Here is a 22,661-nt window from a genome sequence, read left to right on the forward strand (position 1 = left end):
TGTTCGGGGAGAGGGGGGCTCGGACCTTGCCCCGCCGCGGTCTTCGGGCATCATGTGGCCATGCATATCTCCGCGAAGGCGGACTACGCCACGCGCGCGCTCCTCGAGCTCGCCCGCGCCCCCGAACAACCGCTCACCTGCGAGGCCATCGCCGACGCCCAGGGGATTCCGTTCCGGTTCCTCAAATCGGTGGTGGGCGAGCTGCGCAGGGCCGGGCTCGTACGCAGCCAGCGCGGCTGCGTGGGCGGGTACTGGCTGGGTGTGCCGGCCGACGCGATCACGCTCCTCGATGTCACCCGCGCCGTCGACGGCGAGCTGATCACCCTGCGCGGCGAGCCACTGTCCGCGCTCGGCTACTCCGGCGCCGCACGCGGCTTGCCAGGGGTGTGGCGGCGGATCGAGGCGGACGCCGCGGCCGTGCTGGGCGGGGTGACCGTGGCGGCGCTGCTGGCGGAGGCCGAGGCCGAGCGCGGGGCCGAGAACGGGGCGGAGTCGGTCCCCGCCCAGGGCGCCGCGTGACCGGCGAACCAGTGGCTCCGCGGCTCGAAGTCGTCGAGTACACCGACCCGTTGTGCCCCTGGTCCTGGGGATCCGAGCCGACCTTCCGCAGGCTGCGGCAGGTGCTGGAGGGGCGGGTCCGCTGGCGTCGGGTGTACTGCATCCTCTTCGACGACGACGATGATCCGGCCCCCGATGCCGCCGCGGAGACCGCCTGGTACGCGCGCTACATCGAGGAGGTCGGCGCGCACACCCGGGCCCCGTATGCCGCCCGCCTGAGCCGGGTCGCGGCGAGCTCCTGGCCCGCGTCCCTGGTGGCGAAGGCGGCGGAGGCCCAGGGTGAGGAGGTGTCCGGCCGGGCGCTGCGCCGCTTGCGCGAGACCGTCTTCGTCCTCGGCGAACCGGCCGACACGCTCGACCTCGCCCTGAGCGCCGTACGCGACGTACCCGGACTCGATCCCGACCGCCTGCGGCGTGACGCCACATCAGAAGCGGTACGAGAGAAGGTCCTTGCCGATCGCGGCGAGGCCCGACGGCCGGTCGCGGAGGTGCTCGCGCCGCCTCCAGGTGACTCGCCGCACCCCGGCGCGGCCAAGGAGACGGACGACGGGACGGGGCTGCGGTACGCCCTGCCCACGGTGCTGGTGCGCGGGGAAGCGGGACATCGGGCGGTGCCGGGATGGCGGCCGTACGACGAGTACGTGGCGGCCGTGGAGGAGTTGAGCCCCGGCCTGACGAAACCGGCCCGGCCGCTGCCCGCCGATGAGGCGCTGCGCCGCCACCGCACCCTGACCGAACCCGAGCGTTCGGCCCTGGCGTGCGGGCCCTGGCCGCCCCCGGGCGCGGTCCGCGCCGACACCGCGAACGGCCCGCTGTGGCTCTGCCCGAGCGAGGCCGAGGTGCATCCGGCGACCCGCCCCCACGACAACTCCGGCCCCCTGGCACCGCGTTGACCAGCGACATCGGGGCGTCCCGCGTAATGAGACACCAATTGGTGTCCATTGACAGTCGGGGGCGGGGCAGGTCAGGATGTGCAGCATGCTGACGACGCACCCCGGCGTGGTGTGCCGCTACGTGGACCTGCGGCGCACGTGTAGCGCACTCTGTCGCTGACTTCCTCTCCCTCCACGTAGCCTCCCGCGTGCCTGAACGCTCTCCCTGGGATTCCCCGGGAGCCCAGGACGCCCCGGGCGCTCTTTCCTGACGGCCTGACGGCCGGCTCTTCGAGCCGCTCATCCGTCATGCCTCCTTCACCGCGTTCCACCCTGCCCATCGGTGTGCCCCGGCGCATCCCATGGGGTGGCTGCGCGTGCCTTGTCCTTCGCTCCTTCGCGCTGCCCTCGATGCGCGGGAGCCGTCGCAGAGAGACACACATGTCCGGACGCCCCATGCCCAGAATGCGCCGACGATCCCTGAAGGCCGCCGCCCCGGCCGCGGGGGCCGCCCTCCTCCTCGTCTCCACCCTCAGCGGATGCGGTGGCGACGGCGCCTCGGCGGCGGGCGGGGGTGCCACCCTGAAGTGGACCTCCACCTACTTCCCGACCCACTGGGATCCGGTGGTCGGCGGCAGCGGAGCCCAGTTCCGTGAACTCTCCATGGTCTACGCCTCGTTGACGCGCACCGACGAGAAGGGCGACGCGGTCCCGGACCTCGCCAAGAGCTGGGACTACAACAAGCGCGGCGACCGGATCACCTTCCATCTGCGCCCGGGACAGAAGTTCAGCGACGGCGAACCCGTCGACGGGGCAGCGGTGAAGGCGGCGATCGAGCGGGCCAAGAAGCAGAAGAACTCGGCCCTCTTCGGTGACCTCACATCGATCGAATCGGTGCGGGCGAAGGGCCTCGACGCGATCGTCGACCTCAAGCAAGTCGACTACCAGATACCGCAGTTGCTGGGGCAGCGCGTCCTCCAGATAGCCAGCCCCAAGGCGGCGAAGTCCCCCGCGAAGCTCGACCAGCAGCCCGTCGGCGCCGGACCGTTCACCGTCACCCAGCTCATCCCCGGCACCAAGGCCGTCCTGAAGAAGAACCCGAAGTACTGGGACGCCAAGAACATCCACATCGACCAGGTCGAACTGACCTCGGCGCCCGACGCCTCCACCGTCGTCTCCGGCCTGCAGACCGGCGTCTACAACTTCGCCGACATCGAGCCCAGCCAGGCCGACGCCGCCAAGAAGGCCGGACTCGACGTCTTCGTCCAGCCCGGCTTCAACGCCTCCAACATCAGCCTGAACGTCAACAAGAAGCCCTTCGACAACGACAAGGTCGTCGACGCGGTCCGCCATGCGATCGACCGTCAGGAGTTCGTGGACAAGCTGACGTTCGGCTACGGGGAGGAGACCGACCAGCCGTTCCCCAAGGGATACACGGCCTACGACCCCACGTCGGCGAACGCCTACCCGTACGACCCGGCGAAGTCGAAGAAGCTGCTCGCCCAGGCCGGCTACAAGGCGGGTGACATCAAGCTCGACCTCGTCATCCCGGAGGAGCAGCCCGAGGCCGAGATCGTCCAGTCGCAGCTCGCCAAGGTTGGCATCAAGGTCAACATCAAGATCGACAAGAACTGGGCGACACCGTTCTTCGCCAAGGACCTGACGTTCTCCCTGTACTCGACGACCGGCCGCGACTCCGCCGCGCAGACCCTCACCGCGCACTTCGGCCCCGACGGGCCGCTCAACCTCAGCACCCCGTACGAGCCGAAGGGCTTCGAGGACGCCATCGCGAAGGTCCGGGAGACCCGCATCGCCGACCCCGACTACCCGAAGGTGCTCCGGGCCGCGACCCGCGCGGGACTGAACAGCAAGGCGCTGGTCTTCACGTACTCCCAGCCGAACCTCATCGCCAAGAGCAAGACCGTCTCCGACCTCCCGAAGAACCCGGCCCACATCGACTGGACCGGCGTCACCATCAAGCCCGGGGCGTGAGCGGCATGCCAGACACCATGAGCGGCATGCCAGACACCGTGAGCGGCGTGCCCGACACCGTGAGCTTCATGCCTGACACGCGGAACAGGACCGCGCATGTACTGGGGCGCGTCCTGGCGACCGTCGGACGCTCCGTGGCGATCTTCATCCCGGTCTTCGTGGTGGCGACGTTCGTGACGTTCGCGCTGCGCTCGATGAGCGGACTCAGCCCGGCCCGCATCCAGTTGGGCGAGAAGGCGACCCCGGAGGCCATCGCCCGCGTCGAGTCCCAGTGGGGCCTCGACCGGCCCTTCCTCGCCCAGTACGGCGACTGGTTCAACGGCGTCCTGCACGGGCAGTTGGGCACCAGCTGGACGAACGGCTCCGACATCTCCACCCTCATCGGGACCGGCCTCGGCGTGAGCCTGTCCGTGGCGGGCGCCGCGCTCGTCATCGGCGTGGTCCTGGGCTTCGTCCTCGGCACCGTGGCCGCGCTGCGCCGGACCACCTGGATCGACCGGGCGGTCACCGGCTTCGTCACCGTGATCTCCGTGATGCCGGCGTTCGTCGTCGGCATCGTCCTGGTCACCGTGTTCGCCGTCGGCCTCGGCTGGTTCCCGTCCGCCGGATACGTGCCACTGGCGCAGGGGCTCGGACCGTGGTCGCTGCACATCCTGCTGCCCGCCCTCGCGCTCAGCTGCGACGTCGTCGCCGACGTGGCCCGCCAACTGCGCACGAGCCTGATCGCCGCCTCCCGCGAGAACTACGTCACCGGGGCCGTCGTCCGGGGCCTCAGCCCCCGACGGATTTTCCTCGGACACGTCCTGCGCAACGCCCTCGGCCCGACGCTCGCCACCCTCGGCCTCAAGTTCCCCGCCCTCGTGGGTGCCTCCGTCGTCACCGAATGGATCTTCGGCCTGCAGGGCTTCGGCCGGTTCGCCAACGACGCCGCGCAGGCCGGCGACGTACCCGCCGTCCAGGGAGTGCTCGTGGTGTCGATCGTCCTCGTCGTCGGCTTCAACCTGATCGTCAACCTGGTCCTGGCGCGCGTGACGCCGGCCGCGCAGAGGGGGGTGTGAGCCACCATGATGCGCCGCATCCTCGCCCTCACCACGGGCCGCATCGCCGTCGTCATCCTCGCCGTCGTCGCCCTGCTCGCTCTCCTCGGACCGCTGCTCGCCCCGCAGAGCCCCCTGGCGACGAGCGGTGACACCCTCGCCGCCGCCTCCGGGGAGCACTGGCTGGGCACCGACTACCTCGGCCGCGACGTGCTCAGCCGGCTCCTCGACGGGTCCCGTGTCAGCGTCCTCGGCTCGCTCGAAGTCGCCCTGACCGCACTGGTCGTGGGGGCTATCCCGGGCATCCTGTCGGTGTACCTCGGCAGGGTCTTCGAGTGGCTGACGCTGCGCCTCGCCGACACGCTCGTCGCGCTGCCGTTCCTGCTGTTCGCCGTCGCGGTGATCGCGCTGCTCGGCAACGGCATCACCCAGGCGATGCTCGTGACCGGCGCGCTGGTGTCCCCGCTGTTCTACCGGGTGTCCCGCGCCGCCACGCTGGCCGTGGCCCGATCCCCTTACGTAGAGGCCGCGTTGATCTCCGGGGCCTCGATCGGCTGGATCGTGCGACGTCATGTCTGGGCGAAGGTGCTGCCGCCGCTCGCGGTCGCCCTCGCGCAGACCATCGGCACCGGCTTCGTGATCGTGTCGAGCCTGACGTTCCTCGGCATCGGCGTCCAGCCGCCCGAACCCACCTGGGGCGGGCTGCTCGCCTCCGACCTCGGCTACCTCGGCCAGCAGCCCTGGGCCCCGCTCCCGCCCGCCCTCCTGATCATGGCGACGGTGTGGGCCGCGAACCTGCTCGCCGACGCGATCCGCGACGTGTCCGGAACGGCCACGAGCGGCCGGGCCCCCACCGGCGCCGGCCGGAACCGCCTCGACGAGACCGCCCCCGCCGGAGGTACGACATGACCACAGCGCCCACCGACCTCGCCCGCGAACAGGACCACGACGACGGCATCCGGGCCGCGCCCGTGCTGTCCCTGCGGGACGTGCGCATCGCCGACACGGCCAGCGACCGGGAGATCGTCCACGGCGTCGGCTTCGAGCTCAGGCCCGGCACGACGGTCGGCATCGTCGGCGAGTCCGGCAGCGGAAAGACCCTCACCTGCCGCGCGGCGCTCGGCATCCTGCCGCCGCACTTCGAGATCACCGGCGGCCACGTCGAGCTCGACGGCACCGACACCGCCACCCTGACCGCGAAGCAGTGGACCCGGCTGCGCGGCACCACCATCGCCGCCGTCTTCCAGGACCCGGCCTCCTACCTCAACCCCTCGATCCGCGTCGGCGCACAACTCGCCGAGGTGCTCCGCGTGAAGAAGGGCCTGAACCGGCGCGAGGCACGGGCGAAGGCCATCGAGCTGCTCCGGACCGTGCACCTGCGTGACCCGGAACTCAGCTACGGCCAGTACCCCCACGAACTCTCCGGCGGCATGCTGCAACGCGTCCTGATCGCCACCGCGATCGCCGCCGAGCCCCGCATCCTCATCGCCGACGAGGCCACGACGGCACTGGACGTCACGGTCCAGGCGGAGATCCTCGACCTCCTGGCGGACCTGCGCAACCGCGCGGGCCTCGCCCTCGTGGTCGTCTCCCACGACCTCGCCGTGGTGGCCCAACTCTGCGACGAGGTACTGGTCATGAGGGAGGGCGCCGTCGTAGAGCAGGGCCCTACGAGCGAGGTGCTGCACGCCCCGCGGCACGAGTACACCCGGCTGCTCATCGCCGAACACGAGCTGTACGGCCTCGAAAGGTTCCGCACGGCGACGTCGGCCGCTTCCGTCAAGGGGGACGCATGAGCGACAACGACCGTACGGAGTCGGCAGGTTCGGGCCTCGACAATGCGGCGGGTTCGGTCCTCGACGTCGCCTCGCTCGACGTCCACTACGGCCCCCGCAGGCGCCGCCGCCAAGCCCTGCACGGGGTTTCGCTCAGCGTGGCGCCCGGCGAGACGCTCGGTCTGATAGGCGAGACAGGATCGGGAAAGTCCACGCTCGCCCGCGCCGTCCTCGGCCTCGTGCCCGCCACATCCGGCACGATCACCGTCGGGGGAGCGGACGTCACCGGCCACAGTCGCCGCCAATGGCGCGGACTGCGCCGCCGGGGCGTGATCCAGTACGTCTTCCAGGACCCGCTGCGCAGCCTCGACCCGGACCTGACCATCGAGGAGTCCCTGAGCGAGCCACTGCGCGTCGGTGGCGTGCCGCGCGCGGAGGCGGCCGAGCGGATCCGCGAGTACCTCGAACGGGTGCGGCTGAGCGAGGAGTTGCTGGGTCGACTGCCCGGCGAGCTGTCCGGTGGACAGCGTCAACGCGTCGCCGTGGCAAGGGCGTTGGTGACACGCCCCCGACTCGTCATCCTCGACGAACCCGTCAGCGCCCTCGACTCCGCCAACCGCGTCCAGATCCTGGAGATCCTCAAGGAACTGCGAGCGGACGGCACGGCCCTGGTCTTCATCTCCCACGACCTCGGCTCCGTCGCAGGCGTCGCCGACCGTGTCGCCGTCCTGTACCGCGGCGAACTCGTCGAGACCGGATCGACGGGCGCCGTCGTCAACGAGCCGCAACACCCCTACACGCGCCTCCTGCTCGGCTCCGCACCCACCCTGCACGGCGCCCCGGCCACCCGGGCCGAACGCGAGGCGCTGCGCGCCCTGCTGCCCGCCTGAGCCACCCGCCGCCCGCTCCCACAGAGAGGCACACCCATGCCCCGCAAGAAGATCCACCTCGCGCTGCATCCCTACGGCGTCGGCGGCCCCGGCCAGCACGGCCTGTGGAAGGACCCGCGCGTCGCGAACAACGCCAGCATCGACATCAACTACTACATACGCCAGGCGCAGGCCGCCGAACACGCCCTGTTCGACGCCCTGTTCGTCGTCGACAGCCAGTTCATCAACGCCACCTATCCCTCCCACTACCTCAACCGGCTCGAACCCCTCACCCTGCTCTCCGCCGTGGCCACGCACACCCGGCACGTCGGTCTCGTGGGCACGGCCAGCTCGACGTACAACTCGCCGTACAACCTGGCCCGCCGCTTCGCCTCCCTCGACCACATCAGCGGTGGCCGGGCCGGCTGGAACGTCGTCACCAGCTTCGACACCGGCACCTCGCGCAACTACGGGTTCGAGGAGCACCTCGACTACGCCACCCGCTACGGCAGGGCCCTGGAGTTCGTCGAGGTCGCCCGCGGCCTGTGGGACTCGTACGAGGACGACGCGTTCCCTGCCGACGTCGAGCGGAACGTGTTCCTCGACCCGGCCAAGCTGCACGAACTGAACCACGTGGGCGAGCACTTCAGGGTCGCGGGCCCGCTCAACCTGTCGCGCTCCCCGCAGGGCCAGCCGGTGATCTTCCAGGCCGGTGTCTCCGAGGAGGGCCGCGACCTGGCCGCCCGCGTCGCCGAGGGCATCTACGCACCCGGCGGCTCCCTCCAGCAGGCCCAGGAGTACTACACCGACATCAAGCGCCGCACCGCCGCCCACGGCCGCGACCCCGAACACATCAAGATCTTCATCCACGGCGGACCGGTCGTCGCCGCCACCGACGAGGCCGCCCGCCGCCGCGAGCGCGAGATCTTCGAGGAGGACAACGACTTCGACCGCCACCTCGGCCTGCTCGGCCGCTCCTTCGGCGCGTACGACTTCAGCGTCCACGACCTCGACGCGCCCTTCCCCGACGTCGCCCACCTCGCCGAGAAGGGCGGCAGGACGGGGGCCGCGAAGATCATCGAACGGGCCCGGACCGAGAACCTCACCCTGCGTCAAGTCGCCCAGTCCCTGGCCGAGTTCCGGCGCTCGCCGTTCGTCGGCGCGCCGGAGACGGTCGCCGACCGGATCGAGGAGTGGTTCGACGCGGGCACCTTCGACGGCATCAACCTCGCCTTCCGCACCGAGGAGGAACTCGAGCTCTTCGTCGACGGCGTCGTACCGATCCTCCAGAAGCGCGACCTGTTCCGCACCGCGTACGAGGCCGACACCCTGCGCGGCAACCTCGGCCTGCCGATCCCGGCCAACCGGCACACCACCGAAACCGCCTCCCTGGGAGCCCAGCGATGACCAGCCAGTACACCGACCACCTCGCCCCCGCGGGCCTGCTCACCCGCGGCACCGTCATCGTGGTGCCCGGACGCGGCGAGAGCCGTGCCGTGTACGAGCGGTTCGGCAGGCGGCTCGCCGCGGACGCCTACCGCGTACGGGTCGTGGACACCCCGGACCTGAGCGGCGACGACCTCGACGCCTCCCTCGACGCTCTGGTCGGGCGGCTCGCCGAAGCGGCCGACGGCACGGCGTCCGAATCCGGCGGCGCCCCGGCCGCCCCGCTGGTCCTGGTGGGCTCCGACAGCGGCGCCGCGGCGGTCGCCGCCCTCGTCGCGGACCCGGCCCGAGCCCGCCGGCTGCACGCGGACGCCGTGGTCCTCGCGGGACTGCCGGGCAGGGCGGCCGCCACCACCGAGGAGTGGGACGAGGAACTCGACGTCCGCACCTCCTGCCCGACACACCGTGGCGTGCTCACGGACGACACCCTCGTACGCCGTGGAGAGCTGAACACACCCGTGCCGGATCCGGTCCTGGAGCTGGCCCACGACAGTGCGGCGGACCTCCCGCAGCTGTTCCTCGTCGGTGACGCCGACCCGCTGGCGGACCGCGACGCCCTCGCGCTCACGGTGGAGAAGTCGGTCTCGGCCCGGCTCGCCGTGGTGCACGGCGCCCACCACGACGTACTCAACGACAAGCAGCACCGCTCGGTGGCCGCGGAGGTCGTGACGTTCCTCGAAGCGCTGCGCGAAGGCCTGACGCCCGCGGTCACGGTCGTGTCGAGCGCGTGGTGACTCGCACGGCCCTGCGGCGCCCGTAGTCGCCCGCCCTCCCGCCCTCACCTCTCACGAAAGGCCCCACCATGGCCACCATCCTCTCCGTGTCCGGCAGCCCCTCCGCCACGTCCCGCACCGCGCGACTCCTGGAACATCTCGACGAACGGCTGCGAGACCAGGGACACGAGGTGACCTCGTTGCAGGTACGCACCCTGCCGGCCGACGCGCTGCTGGGCGCGGAGTTCGGGCACCCGGCCATCGTGGAGGCCATCGCGCGGTTCGAGCGGGCGGACGGCATCGTCATCGGCACGCCCGTCTACAAGGCCGCCTACTCGGGCCTGTTGAAGTCGCTCCTCGACCTGCTCCCGCAGTACGCCCTGGCCGGAAAGACCGTGCTGCCCCTGGCGACGGGCGGCACCACGGCCCACGTCCTGGCCCTCGACTACGCCCTGCGCCCCGTCCTGAACTCGATGGGGCCGCACCACATCCTGCCGGGCTGGTTCACCCTCGACCGTGATGTCACGGTCGGCGAGGGTGGGGAACTGGTCGTCGCCGAGCCGTCCGCCGAGGCGCTCGCCGAGGTCACGGACCGGTTCTCCGCGGCGCTCGGTGGGCGGACGGTGGCACTGGCGCAGGCGGGATGACGCTCAGCCCGTGGTGAGGGCACCTCGTGCGCGCTCGGCGACGTCGGCCGGGGCGGCGGCGATGACGTCGTCGAGCGCGGAACGGGAGGACCGCAGGTCGTCGATGGCCCGGGAGATGCGATCCCGCTCCTTCAGCAGGTCGCCGACGAGGTCGGGGCAGGTCGGCACAAGACGCTCGTCCTCGTCGCGCAGGCACGGCAGGATCGTGGCGATGGTGGCGGTGTTCAGGCCGGCGGCGAGCAGGCTGCGGATGCGGCGCACGGTGTGCACGTCGGCCTCGCCGTATTCGCGGTAGCCGCTGGGGCGGCGCACGGGATGCAGCAGCTGCTGCTCCTCGTAGTAGCGCAGCAGCCGCTCGTGGACGCCCGTCCTGCGGGACAGCTCACCGATCCGCACGTGATCCTCCTCGACACGACTTGACTGTCACCTTGACTCTCACATTGATGTGAGACTTTACCGTTCCGGGTGTGAGCGGGGGAGGCCGCCGGACGGCAGCCTCCTCGGCCACGTGGTCCAACCCCGCACCCCTGGAAGGGTTTTCACACCATGCGCGCCATCCGGATCGACCGCCACGGCGGCCCCGACGTCCTGACCATCGACGACATCGCCGAGCCCGACCTCGCTGCCGACGAGGTCCTCATTCGCACGACCGCCACCAGTCTGAACCCGGTCGACTGGAAGACCCGCGCCTGGGAGGTCGGCCCGCCGCTGCCGGCCACGCTCGGCTGGGACATCTCCGGCCGCGTGGTCGCCAGCAACGACCCTTCGTACCAAGTGGGCGACGAGGTGTTCGCGATGTCCGCCCAGATCGCCACGGGCCGGGGCACATGGGCCGACCTGGTCACCCTCCCGGGACACCTGGTGACCGCCGCGCCGACCGGTGTCCCTCTGGCGGACGCGGCGGCGCTGCCGTTGGCCGGAGTGACCGCGCTGCAGGCCCTGCGCAACGCCGAACTGGCGGCAGGGGAGCGGATCCTGGTCGTTGGAGCCGCCGGGGCGGTCGGCGGCCTGGCCGTCCAACTGGCACGCACGATGGGCGCCCACGTCGACGGCCTGGTGTCCCGCCCCGAACACGAGTCGTCAGTGGTGGAGTTGGGCGCCGAACACGTCTGGCACCGCGCGGCCGATCTGCCCCAAGCCCACTACCCGGTCGTCCTCGACACCGCGGGACTCGACGCGTCCGCCGCCCTCGCCGCCGGGGGCCGCTACGTATCGATCTCCGACGAGCCGCTGCCCGACGTACCGGGAGCGCGCAAGAGCTACGTGCAGGAGAGCGCGGCCGACCTCGCGTGGATCGCCAAGCTGGTCGACAGCGAGGAACTCCGTCTGCGTATCGCCGCCCGCTACCCGCTGGCGGACATCCGGGCTGCCCACGAACGCTTCGAGGCGGGCGGAGTCCTGGGGAAGATCCTGGTCACGTTCTGAACGCTGGGCGGGCCCGGGGGCGGCCGCAGGTACCCCCGGGCAGCCTCGGGTCGCAATATCGGTGGCGGTCATGGGCCGCCACCGACCACCATGCAGCCCATGACCGACGAACCCGCGCGCTGGACCGAGGCAACTGTCTACCCGGACATGTGGGCGGACCCGGACGACGACCCACGCGAGAACGACAGTAGCCCAGAAGGCGAACTCCCCACGCTGCTGGACTTCCTGACGAACTATCGCCTGACCCTGCGGATGAAGTGCGCGGGCCTGACCCCGGAACAGCTCGCCCGGCGTTCCGTCCCACCGTCGACGATGTCGCTGCTCGGCCTGGTCCGCCACCTCGCCGAAGTGGAACGCGACTGGCACAACTGGATCACCGAGGGCGACCCACTGCCCAAGCTGTACGGCAAGAAGGACACGGACTTCGAAGGCGCCACCGCCGACCGGGCCGTGGTGGACGCGGCGTTCGCGGACTTGGAACGCGAACAGGCCGTGACCGACGCGGCCTTGGCCGAGCACTCGGACCTGGGCGCGAAGGTCGGCAGGGAACGGATCGCCGTCCGCGAGCTGATGGTGCACAGGGTGGAGGAGTACGCCCGACACTGCGGACATGCCGATCTGCTGCGGGAGTGTGTCGACGGGAGGGTGGGGCAGTAAAGCAGGCAACTGGGTGTCGGTACAGGAGAGTTGTTTCGCCCCGTGCTCGTCGTCTCCATGGTCGGCGAATTAGGGTGAGGCCCCGTGCCTGATCGCATACACGCTGGGAGACGCATCTCGTGACCGACACCGCGCAGCCCGACAACCTGCGTACCCGTATCGACACCAGCAGGCCGCACACCGCCCGTATCTGGAACTACTGGCTGGGCGGCAAGGACTTCTACCCCGTCGACGAGGCCGCGGGCGAGCAGATCCGCACGCTGCACCCGGGGATCGCCGACTACGCCCGCGCGGACCGCGCGTTCCTGGGGCGGGCCGTGCGGTACCTGACCGAGGACGTGGGGATACGCCAGTTCCTCGACATCGGCACCGGACTGCCCACCGTCGACAACACCCACGAGGTCGCCCAGCGCATCGCCCCGGAAACCCGGGTCGTCTACGTCGACAACGACCCGATCGTCCTGCGCCACGCCCAGGCCCTGCTGACCAGCACGCCGGAGGGGCGCACGGACTACCTCGACGCCGACCTGCGCGATGTCGACCAGATCCTGGAACGGGCCGCCAAGACCCTCGATCTGACCCGTCCTGTGGGTCTGATGCTCCTTGGCGTGATCATTTTCGTCGGCGACGACGAGGACCCGTACGGATTCGTGCGGCGCCTCCTCGACGCACTGCCCTCGGGCAGCCACCTCGTGCTCTCGCACACCATCACCAGTCCCGCCATGCCCGACGTGGACGCGGCGGTCGCGTTCTGGAACGAGAACGGCACCCCCAAGCTGAACCAGCGCACGCCGGAGCGGATCGCCCGGTTCTTCGACGGGCTGGAGCTGCTGGAACCGGGCGTCGTCTCCTGCACACGCTGGCGTCCGCGGACGAGCGACCCGGAGGAGCTCGCGGAGGTCGCGATGTTCGGTGGGGTCGGGCGGAAGAACTAGGAACCGGCGTGGTGTCTTCCTCGACACCGGGCCCTCAGAAGCGCCGGGCCCTCAGAAGCGCCGGGCCCTCATGAGCGCCGGGCCCTCATGCGACCGCGGCACGCACCAGATGACCGGACCCCAGTGAGTCCGTGACGGTCCTGCCCAAGTAGCGGCCCAGGACCTCCGCGGCGGAGCGGTCCTCGACCGTGGAGAAGCCGGTCCCGCTCAGTTCACCGCGCAACTCGTCCGCCGTGAACGACGACAGCCACGGCTCACCGGCGGCCGCGACGCGCTTGGCCCGTTCGTCCAGGGCCGCGGCCGCCGCGCCCGCCGCCGGATGCAGATAGTCCATCACCAGGACCGAACCACTGCCCTGCTCGGTAATGAAGCGCCAGGTGGCGGTGAGGGAGGGGAGCGTCAGATACATCGCGACGCCGAGCATGAGGAAGGCCGTCGCGTGCGTCCGGTCGAAGTCCACGCCCGCAAGCCCCTCGGCGAGCGTGGTGGACTCGAAGTCGACCGGGACGAACGTGAGCGTCGGCGGCACCGCGATCCCGGCATCGGCCAGTCGGTGCTGCTTCCAGCGCTGCGTGTCGGGATGGTCGACCTCGAAGAAACTCACGTCGGGGTGGGTGTTGCGGAGGGCCGATGTGTCGAGCCCCGCGCCGAGGACCACCACCTGCCGGCACCCTGAGGCGACCGCCTCGGTCACCGTGTCGTCGGCGAAGCGGCTGCGGGCGGCGATCCACAGCCGCCGCCGACGCACCAGGTCCGGGTCGAGCCCCCGGTCGAACCCGCCCTCGCCCAGGGCCGCTTCGCCCACGACGCGGACGGCGAACGGGTCGGTGAACACCCGCGGCTCGTCGGCGAGTTGATGCTGCGCCCTGGCCCGCGCGACCGCCATCGCGGTCCTGCTCGGCTGTCCGGTCTCCATGGCCCACCTTCCACGCAATGCGGCTTCGACACGATCGAGACGCAGCGCGAAGCCCTCCGGCGCGGTCGCGACGGGACATCATCGTATTCCCGCATACAGGCCGACCGCGCCCGAGGGCCGGTCCCACCCGGGGCGCTACCCCTGGAGCGCCGCCTTGCGGTGCCGCTCCGTCAGGCGGGAGCCGGATTCGCGGCGGGCGGCGCGACGCAGCAGGGGGATCGCGAGGAGGAAGCCGAGGGCGGCCCAGGCGGTCAGGACCAGGGCGACCATGGGCAGTTCCCAGGAACCGGCCGGCTCGGCGGCCCGTGCCGCATCCGGCAGCAGCGCCGAACGCAGGCCCTGCGCCATCCACTTGAGGGGGAAGAGCGAGGCCACCTGCTGCAAGGGGACGGGCAGCACGGTGATCGGGAACACCGCCCCGGAGGTGACGAGGAGTCCCATCACCGGCAGCATGATCAGGGCCAGCGCCTCACGCGGGTTGGGCAGCACCGCGCCGATCGCGGCGCCGAGCGGCACGACGGCAAGCAGCCCGAGCGTCGTGACCCACGCCAGCGTCAGCCAGCCGCCCGGCCCCTGCGGCAGTGGCCCGTCGGCCACCAGTGCGGCGGCCGCCAGGAGCAGGGCCAGGGTGGCGACCGAAACGACAACGATCAGCAAGGACTTGGCGACCAGGTACGCCGGAATCCCGCCGGGCGTGGCACGCAGCCGCAGCAGAGCGCCCTCCTCCCGCTCCGTCACGAGGATCTGCGGGAGCGTGACAAGGCCGACCTGGAAGAGGAGGTACGCGGCGAAACCCGCCACCACCAAGTGGGACATGGGTGTCTCGGTGCCCGGTACGTCGCTGCTGATGTACGCGGCGATGACCAGCGCGACGACGACGTTCGTCACGTGGCCGGACATCTCCTTGCCGTTGCGCACGAGGTGCCGCAGCTCGATGCCGCCGCGCTGGATCCCGGCACGCCAGCTGTTCGTCATGGGTGTCGTCCTCATGCGGCGCGTGCCTCCTCGTCCTCGTCCTCGTCCGGCTCCGCGCCCAGGTCCGCGCCGTCGGCCGCCAGGTTCACCATGTGCAGATACGTGTCCTCGAGCGTCGGCCGCCGGACCTCCAGGTCGGCGATCGGGCCGGGGGCGTTCCGGTGCAGCTCCCATACGAGCTGCGAGGGGTCCGCGGTGCGCTCGCGGCGGGGCGTCCCGTCCTCGGACGTCCAGCGGACCTCGGCGCGGGCAGCGGCTCGCCGGGCCAGCTCCGCGGGTGTGCCGCAGGCCCGGATCCGGCCGCCGACCAGCATGGCGATCCGGTCCGCGAGCCGCTCGGCCTCCACCAGGTCGTGGGTCGTGAGCAGGATGGTGACACCCTCGTCCCGGGCCAGGCGCTCGACCAGGGCGTGGAACTCGTACCGCGCCTCCGGGTCGAAACCGGTCGTCGGCTCGTCCAGGAAGAGCAGATGGGGACGCCCGACGATGCCGAGCGCCACGTCGAGGCGTCGACGCTGTCCGCCGGAGAGCCGGGCCACCTGCCGGTTTGCCTGGTCGGTGAGGCCCACCAGGCCCAGCAGCTCGGCCGGGTCGCGCGGGTCGGGGTAGTACGTGGCGAAGTGCCCCAGCAGCTCGCCGACCCGCCAGCGGCCGTGATCCCGCCAGGACTGCAGGACCAGGCCGATCCGCGCCCGCCACGCGTCGTCGCCCCGCTCCGGATCCGTACCGAGCACGCTCACGTCCCCCGCGGAACGGCGCCGGAAGCCCTCCAGGATCTCGACGGTGGTCGTCTTCCCGGCCCCGTTGGGGCCGAGCAGCGCGAAGACCTCGCCGCGGTGGATGTCCAGGTCCACGCCGTGCAGGACGTCGATGGCGCCGTACGTCATCGTGATGTCGCGGGCGTGGACGACGGGTCCTTCGGATGTGTTGTGCCGTGCCGTCATCGCTTTGCCCCCGAGGCTGCGGGGACCGCGGAACCGGCGCCCTCGACGATCGCCCGGAGCGCCGAGACATGCCCTTCGAAGGCGGTGCGCCCACGGTCCGTCAGCCGCACCCTGGTGCGGCGGCCTCGGCCACCGCCCTCCTTGCGGAGCTCCAGATACTCCGCCTCCTCAAGGGTGTGCAGCTGCTTGGAGAGCGCGGAGTCGCTGAGCGAGAGGCTGTCGCGGACGAAGGAGAACTCCGCCCACTCCGTGGCGGCGAGCAGCGAGACCACCGAGAGCCGGGTGGCGGGATGGATCAGCTCGTCGAAACCTGCGGGAACGCTCATCGGCCCGCCCCCGTGCCTGCCGCGTCCGTCGCGCGCGCCTCGTGGCGCCGAGCCGACTTGGCCGCCCAGCGGCTCATCGGCCCCACGAACAGCACGAACACCGCCGCCGAGACCGTGGCCTGGATCAAGCTGCCGTGCAGCGGCTTCAGCGAACCGACCAGATGGCCGGAGAGCAGCACCGTCGCGCCGGTCACCACCCCGCCCGCCACGAAGGTGGCGAACATCCGTGATGTGCACCGCGTGTGGTGCAACCGCACCCGGCTGCGCCGCTGATGGAGCACGGCAAGACCGCCCAGCAGCGCGACGTACACGGCCATGACCAGGCCCACGCCCCACCCCGGCAGCTCAAGACCCAGGCCGGCCAGGAACAGCCACATGATCGCGGCCGTGGCCCAGGGGCTGCCCGTACCGGCCGCCGCGGACCGCTCCACCTCGTCGTACACCCGCTCCTGCGGCACACGAATGCGCTGCAGATCCCTCCATGCCTGTTCGGCATCCACCGGCGTGCTCACGCGTCTCGCCCTCCCCGTTCCCCGTTTTACTTTCCCGGGAGGAAAGTTACGCGCGACTTTCCTAGTAGGCAAGTAAAGGTTCTGGTGTGGCCGATGAGTAGCCGTCCCCGTGGTCGCTCCCCAGTAAAGAAAAAATTGATGACAGCACAACCCATTGTTGTCCGGCCACAGGCTTGTTAGGTTCCGGCCATGGCGAACGATCACTCCGGCCCCCCGGCCGAGGTCGGCGCACGGCTGCGCCGCCGCAGGAAAGCTCTCCATCTCACCCTGAAGGAAGTGGCTGAGCGGACAGGGCTCACGGAGGGGTACCTCTCGCAGGTCGAGCGCGATCAGGCGAACGCGAGCGTGCGCACGCTTCAACGGCTGTGCGAGGTACTGAAACTGACGGTGGGTGACCTGTTCGACCAGGCGGGGAGCGCGGCCGGGCCCGTCCTTCGGTTCCGTGACACCCACGGGATGTCGTTCGGCAAGGGTGCCACGAAGATCAAGCTCACCCCCGGGGCCTTCGACCATCTCGAAGTCCTCCTCGGTCACTTCACGTCCGGTGGCTCCACGGGCGTCGAGCCGTACACGCACGGCAGCTCGGAGGAGTTGCTGCTCGTCCTGACCGGCGAGGTGGACGTGTGGGTGCGCGGCCAGCACCACCGGCTGTCCGCCCTCGACTCCATCCACTACCGCAGCAGTGACCCCCACCGCGTCGCCGAGGCCACGGGCACCGACGAGGCCAGGGTCCTGTGGGCGATGGCACCTCCCACCTACTGAGCGCCCACTCAGCGCCCACTGGGCGTACGCACGTGCACGAAGGAGTCACCGATGACCGCCTACCGCAACGGCGAGATATCGCACTGGATGCAGGCCTCCCGGCCTTCACCGGCCGCGGGCACCCCGCCTGAACGCGACGACCAACTACCCGACGGGACACAGGACTTCGTCATCGTCGGCGGCGGTCTCACCGGCCTCTGGGCCGCCTATCACGCCGCTCTGGAACACCCCACCGCGAAGATCACCGTCCTCGAGGCCGAAGAGGTCGGCTACGGAGCCTCCGGGCGCAACGGCGGCTGGCTCTCCCCGCTCATCCCCGGCAACCGCGCCGTCTACGCGAAGGCCGCCCGCAAGCGGGGCCAGGACGGCGCCGCCGCCGTCGCCGCGTTCCAGCGCGCGATGGACGGCGCCGTCGACGAGGTCCTCCGCGTCCTCGACAAGGAGGGCATCAAGGCGGACCAGCAGCGCGGCGGACACCTGCGCGTCGCCACCACCCCCGCCGCGATGAAGCGCCTCGAACTCACCCACGCCGCCGACCTCGCCAACGGCTACCGCGCCGACGACCTCCAACTCCTCGACGCAGAAGCCGTCAAGGAGCGCATCGCGATCGGTCCCGCGCTCGGCGGCCTGCACAATCGCACCACGGCGCGCGTCGACCCGGCCAAGCTCGTCCACGGGCTCGCCGACGTCGTGACCGCCAAGGGCGTACGCATCCTGGAGTACACCCGCGCCACCCGCATCGCACCCGGCGCCGTCACCACACCCCGCGGAACCGTGCGCGCCACCACCGTCCTGACGTGCCTGGAAGCGTATTCGGGACAGGTCGAGAGCGACGTCCCCGCGCTCGGCGCCCGCGAGGTCATCCCGGTCAACTCCTCGATGATCGTGACCAATCGGCTCCCCGACGACGTGTGGGAGCGGATCGGCTGGGAGGGGCGGGAGTGCCTGGGCGACGCCGCCCACACCTTCGTCTACGCCCAGCGCACCGAGGACGGCCGCATCGCCATCGGCGGCCGCGGCACGCCGTACGCGTTCAACTCCGGCATGCCCGGTGAGGGCCGCGTGGACGCCCGCACGGTGCGCACCCTGAGCGAGCGGATCCAACTCTTCTTCCCCGACGTGCGGTTCACCGTCGACCACGCCTGGCGCGGCGCGATCGGAGTGACCCGCGACTGGTGTGCCGGAGTCACCTTCGACCCGGCCACCCGCATCGGCGTGGTCCGCGGCTTCGCCGGACACGGGGTCACCGCCACCCAACTCGCGGCGCGCACCCTCCTGGACCGCGCCGAGGGCCGGGACACCGACCTCACGCGGCTGCCGTGGAACGACCACGACTCGGGCCGCTGGGAACCCGAACCGCTGCGCTGGATCGGCGTCCACGCGATGTACCGGCTGTTCGGCGTCGCCGACCGCTGGGAGGAGAAGCGGCACTCCCACAGCACCTCGCTCATCGCCCGCGTCGGTTCGAGATTGGCAGGACTCAGCGAATGACCGGAACTCCCGTGCCCGACACGGCACTTCGCGAAGACGGCGCACGCCGGGATGCGGCCGATGAGCGGTCCCTGCGGCGCGGCCTGTGGAGCATGGCCTTCACCGAGCTGTGGGAACGCTATTCGTTCTACGGACTGCAGGGCATCCTCTCCTTCTACCTGCTGTACAAGGTGGCCGACGGCGGCCTCGCCCTCGACCCGGCCGTCGCCTCGGGCATCGTCGGCGCGTACGGCGGAGCCGTGTACCTGTCGCAGGTCCTGGGATCCTGGCTGGGGGACCGGCTCGTCAGCCCCCGGAACATGGTGCTGTACGGCGCCGTGGTCATCACCGCCGGACACGTGGTGCTCGCGTTCGCCCCGGGTGTCACCGGACTCGCGGCCGGACTGGTGTGCATCGTGCTCGGCACCGGCGCGCTGAAGACGAACATCACCTCGATCGTGGGCTTCGTCCTGGACCAGCACCCCGACGAGCGCTACCGCGACGCCGGATTCACGTACTTCTACATGGCCATCAACATCGGTGCGGTGGTCGGCCCGCTCACCACAGGGCTGGCGCAGAACGAGCTCGGCTTCCACTACGGCTTCGGGCTCGCCGCGATCGGCATGGCCGGCGCGCTCGTCCAGTACCTCCTGTCGATGAAGCACCTGCCCGCGCGGGCCCACACCGTCAACAACCCGCTCCCGGCGGGCCGTCGGCCACTGGCCGCACTCGTGGCGGTCGGCTTCCTCGCGGTGGTGGGCGGCGCCGTCGGCGCCGGGCTGCTGCGGGCGGAGAACCTGTCCACGGTGGTGACCGTGGCCGCACTCGTGGCCGCGGCCGTCTACTTCCTGACCATGACCACCTCGAAGGCGGTCAGCCGCGACGAACGCCGCCGCGTCCTCGGCTATCTGCCGCTGTTCCTGGCCTCCGGTATTTACTTCGGGTTCCTCTTCCAGAAGTTCACCGCGATCTCCATCCTCATCACCGAGCGCATCGATCTGCACATCGGCGGCTGGACCTTCCCCGTCGCCTGGATCACGACGGTCAGCCCGCTCGCGGCGGTGCTCATCACGCCGCTGATCGCCCGGCTGTGGACCCGCCTCGGGGAGCGCCAGCCAGGTCCGGTGACCAAGGTCGCCATCGGCCTTACCCAGATCGGCTGCGCCTATCTGTTCCTGCTGGTGCTGTCCGAGGCCACAGGAAACGCGCAGATCCCGCTGTTCCTCATCCTCGTCTTCATGGCGGCGGCCGGTTCTTCGGAGGTCTTCGTCGGACCCATCGGCCTTTCCCTGGCCACCCGGATCGGCCCGAGCACCTTCCGCTCCCAGATGGTCGGTCTCAACTTCCTTACACTCGCCCTGGGTTCATCCCTCGCGGGCCTGCTCGGCCAGCTGTTCACGGCGATCGACAACGCCTCGTACTTCACCATCACGGCCGTGTGCGGCATCGGGATCGGGCTCGCGCTGATCGCCACCCGCAAGCCGCTGGGCCGGCTGCTGAACGCGGGTCTGGAGAGCTGACCGGCGTGCCTGGTGTCCCTACTGCTCGACGGACGTCTCCGGCGTCGCAGCCCACGCCGCGAGCAGCTGCAGCTTGTCGTGGTCCGGGGTGTTCGGCGCGCTGCTGTACGCGGTGAGGGTGAGGCCCGGCTGGGCGGGGAGCTCCATGGCGTCGAAGTCGAGGGTGAGCTCGCCCACGACGGGGTGCCGGAAGGACTTGCGGCCGGTGCGGTGCAGGCGCACGTTGTGCTTCGCCCACGCCACGCGGAACTCGTCACTGCGGGTGACGAGCTCGCCGATCAGGCCGGTCAGACCGCTGTCGCCGGGCGCCCGACCGGCTTCGGTGCGCAGCAGCGACACCGTGGTGTTCACGGACTCCTCCCACTCGGGGAAGAACTCGCGCCCGGCCGGGTCGAGGAACTGGAAGCGGGCGATGTTGACCGGCTCCCGGGACGCGTCCGCGTAGAGCGGGCTGTACAGGGCGCGGCACAGCGGGTTCGTGGCGAGGACGTCCAGGCGGCCGTTGCGGATGAAAGCCGGGCAGTCGCTCATGGAATCCAGCACGCGCACCACACTGTCCGGCAGCGGCCCGCGGCTGCGCTTGGTACGGCGGGCCGGGCGCTTCGCGGCGGCGCGCGCCAGGTCGTACAGGTGCGCGCGCTCGGCGTCGTCGAGCTGGAGCGCACTCGCGACGGAGTCGAGGACCTCCTCGGAGGCGCCGGCCAGATGGCCGCGCTCCAGGCGCACGTAATAGTCGATGCTCACCCCCGCGAGCAGCGCGACCTCCTCGCGCCGCAGCCCCGGCACGCGCCTGTTCCCGCCGTACGCGGGCAGGCCCGCCTGCTGCGGGGTGATCTTGGCGCGGCGGGAGGCCAGGAACTCGCGGATGTCGCTCTCGGTGCTCACGTTTCCAGGCTAAGGCGGGATGTGCGCATGTGGGGGGTCCTGTCAGTACCTGTAACGGCAGACCCTTCTCCACTCCGGTGACCTGCGGTTTCCTCGATATCGGCAGCTACGCAGGAAGAACAGCCACAGGAGCAGCAGCATGACCAGAGTCTTCTTCATCACCGGCGCGGGCCGTGGCCTCGGCGCCGACATCGCGCGCCGCGCCCTTGCCGCGGGACACCAGGTCGTGGCCACAGGACGCCGGCCCGAGCGCGTCGTCGAGGCGCTCGGCGGCGAGCAGGACAACCTGCTGGCCACCGCCCTCGACATCACCGACCCCGAGGCCGCCGAGCGTGCCGTCCGCGCCGCCGTGGAGCGCTTCGGGCGCATCGACGTGCTGATCAACAACGCGGCGAACTTCTACGCCGGGTTCTTCGAGGAGCTCAGCGACGCGCAGGTCCGCGCGCAGATCGAGACGAACCTGTTCGGCCCGATGAATGTCACCCGCGCCGCCCTGCCCGTGCTGCGCGCCCAGCGCTCCGGGCATGTCATCACCATCTCGTCGCTCGCCGGCGCGATCGGGGTCGACTTCTGCGTGGCGTACTCCGCCGCGAAGTTCGGCGTCGAGGGCTTCATGGAGAGCCTGCGCCACGACGTGGAGCCGTTCGGCATCCGCACCACCATCGTCGAACCGGGCTTCTTCCGCACCGAGCTGCTCGTCGACGCCTCCACCACGTACGCGGAGGGCTCCATCGACGACTACGCCGAGCGCACCGCCGCCACGAAGAAGCAGTGGGAGTCCATGAACGGGCAGCAGTCCGGCGACCCTGCGAAGCTGGCGGATGCCCTGCTCAAGGTGGCCGACCGGGAGGAGCCGCCGCTGCGCTTCGTCGCGGGCGACGACTGCCTCGCCGCCGTCGAGGCCAAGGCGAACGAGCTGCTCGCCCAGGTGGCGGCCTCCCGCGAGCTGGGCTCGGGCCTCGACCACACCTCCTGATCCCACGACGACCGCAAGGAAACGCGCCATGGAACACATCACCAGCACCCCCACCGTGAAGACCCCCGCCGAACGCTTCACCGGCGATGTCTACCTCAACCTCATCGAGGCCCCGGCCGCCCCCGCCCACCTCGCCGTCGGACACGTCCGGTTCACCCCCGGCGCCCGCACCAACTGGCACTCCCACGCCAACGGCCAGACCCTGCACATCACCGACGGCGTCGGCCTCGTCGGCACCCGCGAGGGACACGTGGTGCGCGCGAGCGCGGGCGAGACCATCAAGTGCCCGGCAGGCGAGGAGCACTGGCACGGCGCCACCGACACCACGTTCATGGCGCACATCGCCATCGTCGTCGGTGACTCGGGCGGCGACGGCACCACCTGGCTGGAGCCGGTCACCGACGAGCAGTACGAGAGTGCGCTGGGAGCGACCTCCTGATAGCGGACTT

25 protein-coding genes are annotated in these 22,661 nt (G+C 70.9%); 18 read left to right on the forward strand and 7 right to left on the reverse strand.

Annotated features, from left to right (window positions below; genetic code table 11):
- Window positions 1-60 precede the first annotated feature (60 nt).
- From OG746_RS42715 to ssuE, 10 genes are all read left to right on the forward strand, one after another.
- Window positions 61-519: an RrF2 family transcriptional regulator gene (locus tag OG746_RS42715; RefSeq protein ID WP_266724592.1), complete on the forward strand. Its 459-nt coding sequence runs from the start codon at window positions 61-63 to the stop codon at window positions 517-519.
- A complete protein-coding gene (locus OG746_RS42720) occupies window positions 516-1,451 on the forward strand; it encodes a DsbA family oxidoreductase (RefSeq protein WP_266724593.1) in 936 nt (311 codons plus the stop codon). Before OG746_RS42715 ends, OG746_RS42720 begins: the two co-directional genes overlap by 4 nt.
- Window positions 1,452-1,895: 444 nt before the next feature.
- Window positions 1,896-3,422 (forward strand): ABC transporter substrate-binding protein, encoded by a 1,527-nt coding sequence (locus tag OG746_RS42725; RefSeq protein WP_266724595.1) that lies wholly within the window; start codon window positions 1,896-1,898, stop codon window positions 3,420-3,422.
- Window positions 3,423-3,490: 68 nt separating this feature from the next.
- Entirely contained in the window at window positions 3,491-4,480 is a 990-nt protein-coding gene (locus tag OG746_RS42730) for an ABC transporter permease (RefSeq protein WP_266725758.1), read from the forward strand.
- Between the two features lie 6 nt (window positions 4,481-4,486).
- Window positions 4,487-5,368 carry an ABC transporter permease gene (locus OG746_RS42735; RefSeq protein WP_266724597.1) on the forward strand — a complete coding sequence of 294 codons (882 nt, stop codon included), beginning with the start codon at window positions 4,487-4,489 and terminating at the stop codon, window positions 5,366-5,368.
- Window positions 5,365-6,255 (forward strand): ABC transporter ATP-binding protein, encoded by an 891-nt coding sequence (locus OG746_RS42740; RefSeq protein ID WP_266724599.1) that lies wholly within the window; start codon window positions 5,365-5,367, stop codon window positions 6,253-6,255. Before OG746_RS42735 ends, OG746_RS42740 begins: the two co-directional genes overlap by 4 nt.
- Window positions 6,252-7,124, forward strand: a complete 873-nt coding sequence (locus tag OG746_RS42745; protein ID WP_266724601.1) for an ABC transporter ATP-binding protein — start codon at window positions 6,252-6,254, stop codon at window positions 7,122-7,124. Before OG746_RS42740 ends, OG746_RS42745 begins: the two co-directional genes overlap by 4 nt.
- Window positions 7,125-7,160: 36 nt before the next feature.
- On the forward strand, window positions 7,161-8,510 hold the full coding sequence (locus OG746_RS42750) for an LLM class flavin-dependent oxidoreductase (protein ID WP_266724603.1): 1,350 nt from the start codon (window positions 7,161-7,163) through the stop codon (window positions 8,508-8,510).
- Window positions 8,507-9,283 (forward strand): alpha/beta hydrolase, encoded by a 777-nt coding sequence (locus tag OG746_RS42755; protein WP_266724605.1) that lies wholly within the window; start codon window positions 8,507-8,509, stop codon window positions 9,281-9,283. The genes OG746_RS42750 and OG746_RS42755 overlap by 4 nt, the downstream gene beginning before the upstream one ends.
- A gap of 68 nt (window positions 9,284-9,351) precedes the next feature.
- Window positions 9,352-9,909, forward strand: coding sequence for an NADPH-dependent FMN reductase (gene ssuE, locus OG746_RS42760; RefSeq protein ID WP_266724607.1), 558 nt, complete (start codon window positions 9,352-9,354; stop codon window positions 9,907-9,909).
- Window positions 9,910-9,912: 3 nt separating this feature from the next.
- On the opposite strand, the gene OG746_RS42765 is transcribed toward ssuE, so the two are convergent.
- Window positions 9,913-10,305, reverse strand: coding sequence for a MerR family transcriptional regulator (locus OG746_RS42765; protein ID WP_266724608.1), 393 nt, complete (start codon window positions 10,303-10,305; stop codon window positions 9,913-9,915).
- Between the two features lie 150 nt (window positions 10,306-10,455).
- Here OG746_RS42765 and OG746_RS42770 point away from each other — a divergent pair, with 150 nt between their 5' ends.
- From OG746_RS42770 to OG746_RS42780, 3 genes are all read left to right on the forward strand, one after another.
- Window positions 10,456-11,334 carry an NADP-dependent oxidoreductase gene (locus tag OG746_RS42770; protein WP_266724609.1) on the forward strand — a complete coding sequence of 293 codons (879 nt, stop codon included), beginning with the start codon at window positions 10,456-10,458 and terminating at the stop codon, window positions 11,332-11,334.
- Window positions 11,335-11,424: 90 nt separating this feature from the next.
- Window positions 11,425-11,991, forward strand: coding sequence for a DinB family protein (locus OG746_RS42775; RefSeq protein WP_266724610.1), 567 nt, complete (start codon window positions 11,425-11,427; stop codon window positions 11,989-11,991).
- Window positions 11,992-12,110: 119 nt separating this feature from the next.
- Window positions 12,111-12,926, forward strand: coding sequence for an SAM-dependent methyltransferase (locus OG746_RS42780; RefSeq protein WP_266724612.1), 816 nt, complete (start codon window positions 12,111-12,113; stop codon window positions 12,924-12,926).
- A gap of 85 nt (window positions 12,927-13,011) precedes the next feature.
- Here the strand turns inward: OG746_RS42780 and OG746_RS42785 are convergent, their stop codons facing one another.
- From OG746_RS42785 to OG746_RS42805, 5 genes are all read right to left on the reverse strand, one after another.
- Entirely contained in the window at window positions 13,012-13,842 is an 831-nt protein-coding gene (locus OG746_RS42785) for a class I SAM-dependent methyltransferase (protein ID WP_266724614.1), read from the reverse strand.
- A 135-nt stretch (window positions 13,843-13,977) separates the two neighbouring features.
- Window positions 13,978-14,832, reverse strand: coding sequence for an ABC transporter permease (locus OG746_RS42790; protein WP_266724616.1), 855 nt, complete (start codon window positions 14,830-14,832; stop codon window positions 13,978-13,980).
- Window positions 14,829-15,761: an ABC transporter ATP-binding protein gene (locus OG746_RS42795; RefSeq protein ID WP_266724618.1), complete on the reverse strand. Its 933-nt coding sequence runs from the start codon at window positions 15,759-15,761 to the stop codon at window positions 14,829-14,831. The genes OG746_RS42790 and OG746_RS42795 overlap by 4 nt, the downstream gene beginning before the upstream one ends.
- Complete coding sequence (locus OG746_RS42800) at window positions 15,758-16,087, reverse strand: transcriptional regulator (RefSeq protein ID WP_266724620.1); 330 nt, start codon at window positions 16,085-16,087, stop codon at window positions 15,758-15,760. The genes OG746_RS42795 and OG746_RS42800 overlap by 4 nt, the downstream gene beginning before the upstream one ends.
- A complete protein-coding gene (locus tag OG746_RS42805) occupies window positions 16,084-16,599 on the reverse strand; it encodes a hypothetical protein (protein WP_266724622.1) in 516 nt (171 codons plus the stop codon). The genes OG746_RS42800 and OG746_RS42805 overlap by 4 nt, the downstream gene beginning before the upstream one ends.
- A gap of 189 nt (window positions 16,600-16,788) precedes the next feature.
- Here OG746_RS42805 and OG746_RS42810 point away from each other — a divergent pair, with 189 nt between their 5' ends.
- Genes OG746_RS42810 through OG746_RS42820 form a run of 3 tightly spaced genes read left to right on the forward strand, consistent with a single transcriptional unit; the run spans window position 16,789 to window position 20,351 of the window.
- Complete coding sequence (locus OG746_RS42810) at window positions 16,789-17,361, forward strand: helix-turn-helix domain-containing protein (RefSeq protein ID WP_266724624.1); 573 nt, start codon at window positions 16,789-16,791, stop codon at window positions 17,359-17,361.
- A gap of 51 nt (window positions 17,362-17,412) precedes the next feature.
- Entirely contained in the window at window positions 17,413-18,852 is a 1,440-nt protein-coding gene (locus tag OG746_RS42815) for an NAD(P)/FAD-dependent oxidoreductase (RefSeq protein ID WP_266724626.1), read from the forward strand.
- Complete coding sequence (locus OG746_RS42820; RefSeq protein WP_266724628.1) at window positions 18,849-20,351, forward strand: peptide MFS transporter; 1,503 nt, start codon at window positions 18,849-18,851, stop codon at window positions 20,349-20,351. Before OG746_RS42815 ends, OG746_RS42820 begins: the two co-directional genes overlap by 4 nt.
- A gap of 18 nt (window positions 20,352-20,369) precedes the next feature.
- Here the strand turns inward: OG746_RS42820 and OG746_RS42825 are convergent, their stop codons facing one another.
- A complete protein-coding gene (locus OG746_RS42825; RefSeq protein ID WP_266724630.1) occupies window positions 20,370-21,236 on the reverse strand; it encodes a helix-turn-helix transcriptional regulator in 867 nt (288 codons plus the stop codon).
- A gap of 139 nt (window positions 21,237-21,375) precedes the next feature.
- Here OG746_RS42825 and OG746_RS42830 point away from each other — a divergent pair, with 139 nt between their 5' ends.
- Together OG746_RS42830 and OG746_RS42835 are read left to right on the forward strand one after the other, a co-directional pair.
- Window positions 21,376-22,212 carry an SDR family oxidoreductase gene (locus tag OG746_RS42830; RefSeq protein WP_266724632.1) on the forward strand — a complete coding sequence of 279 codons (837 nt, stop codon included), beginning with the start codon at window positions 21,376-21,378 and terminating at the stop codon, window positions 22,210-22,212.
- A 28-nt stretch (window positions 22,213-22,240) separates the two neighbouring features.
- Complete coding sequence (locus OG746_RS42835) at window positions 22,241-22,651, forward strand: (R)-mandelonitrile lyase (protein ID WP_266724634.1); 411 nt, start codon at window positions 22,241-22,243, stop codon at window positions 22,649-22,651.
- The last annotated feature ends 10 nt before the right edge of the window (window positions 22,652-22,661 follow it).

Origin of the sequence: Streptomyces sp. NBC_01016, assembly GCF_026341035.1 — a bacterium.
In the GTDB taxonomy this organism is placed as follows: Bacteria; Actinomycetota; Actinomycetes; order Streptomycetales; family Streptomycetaceae; genus Streptomyces.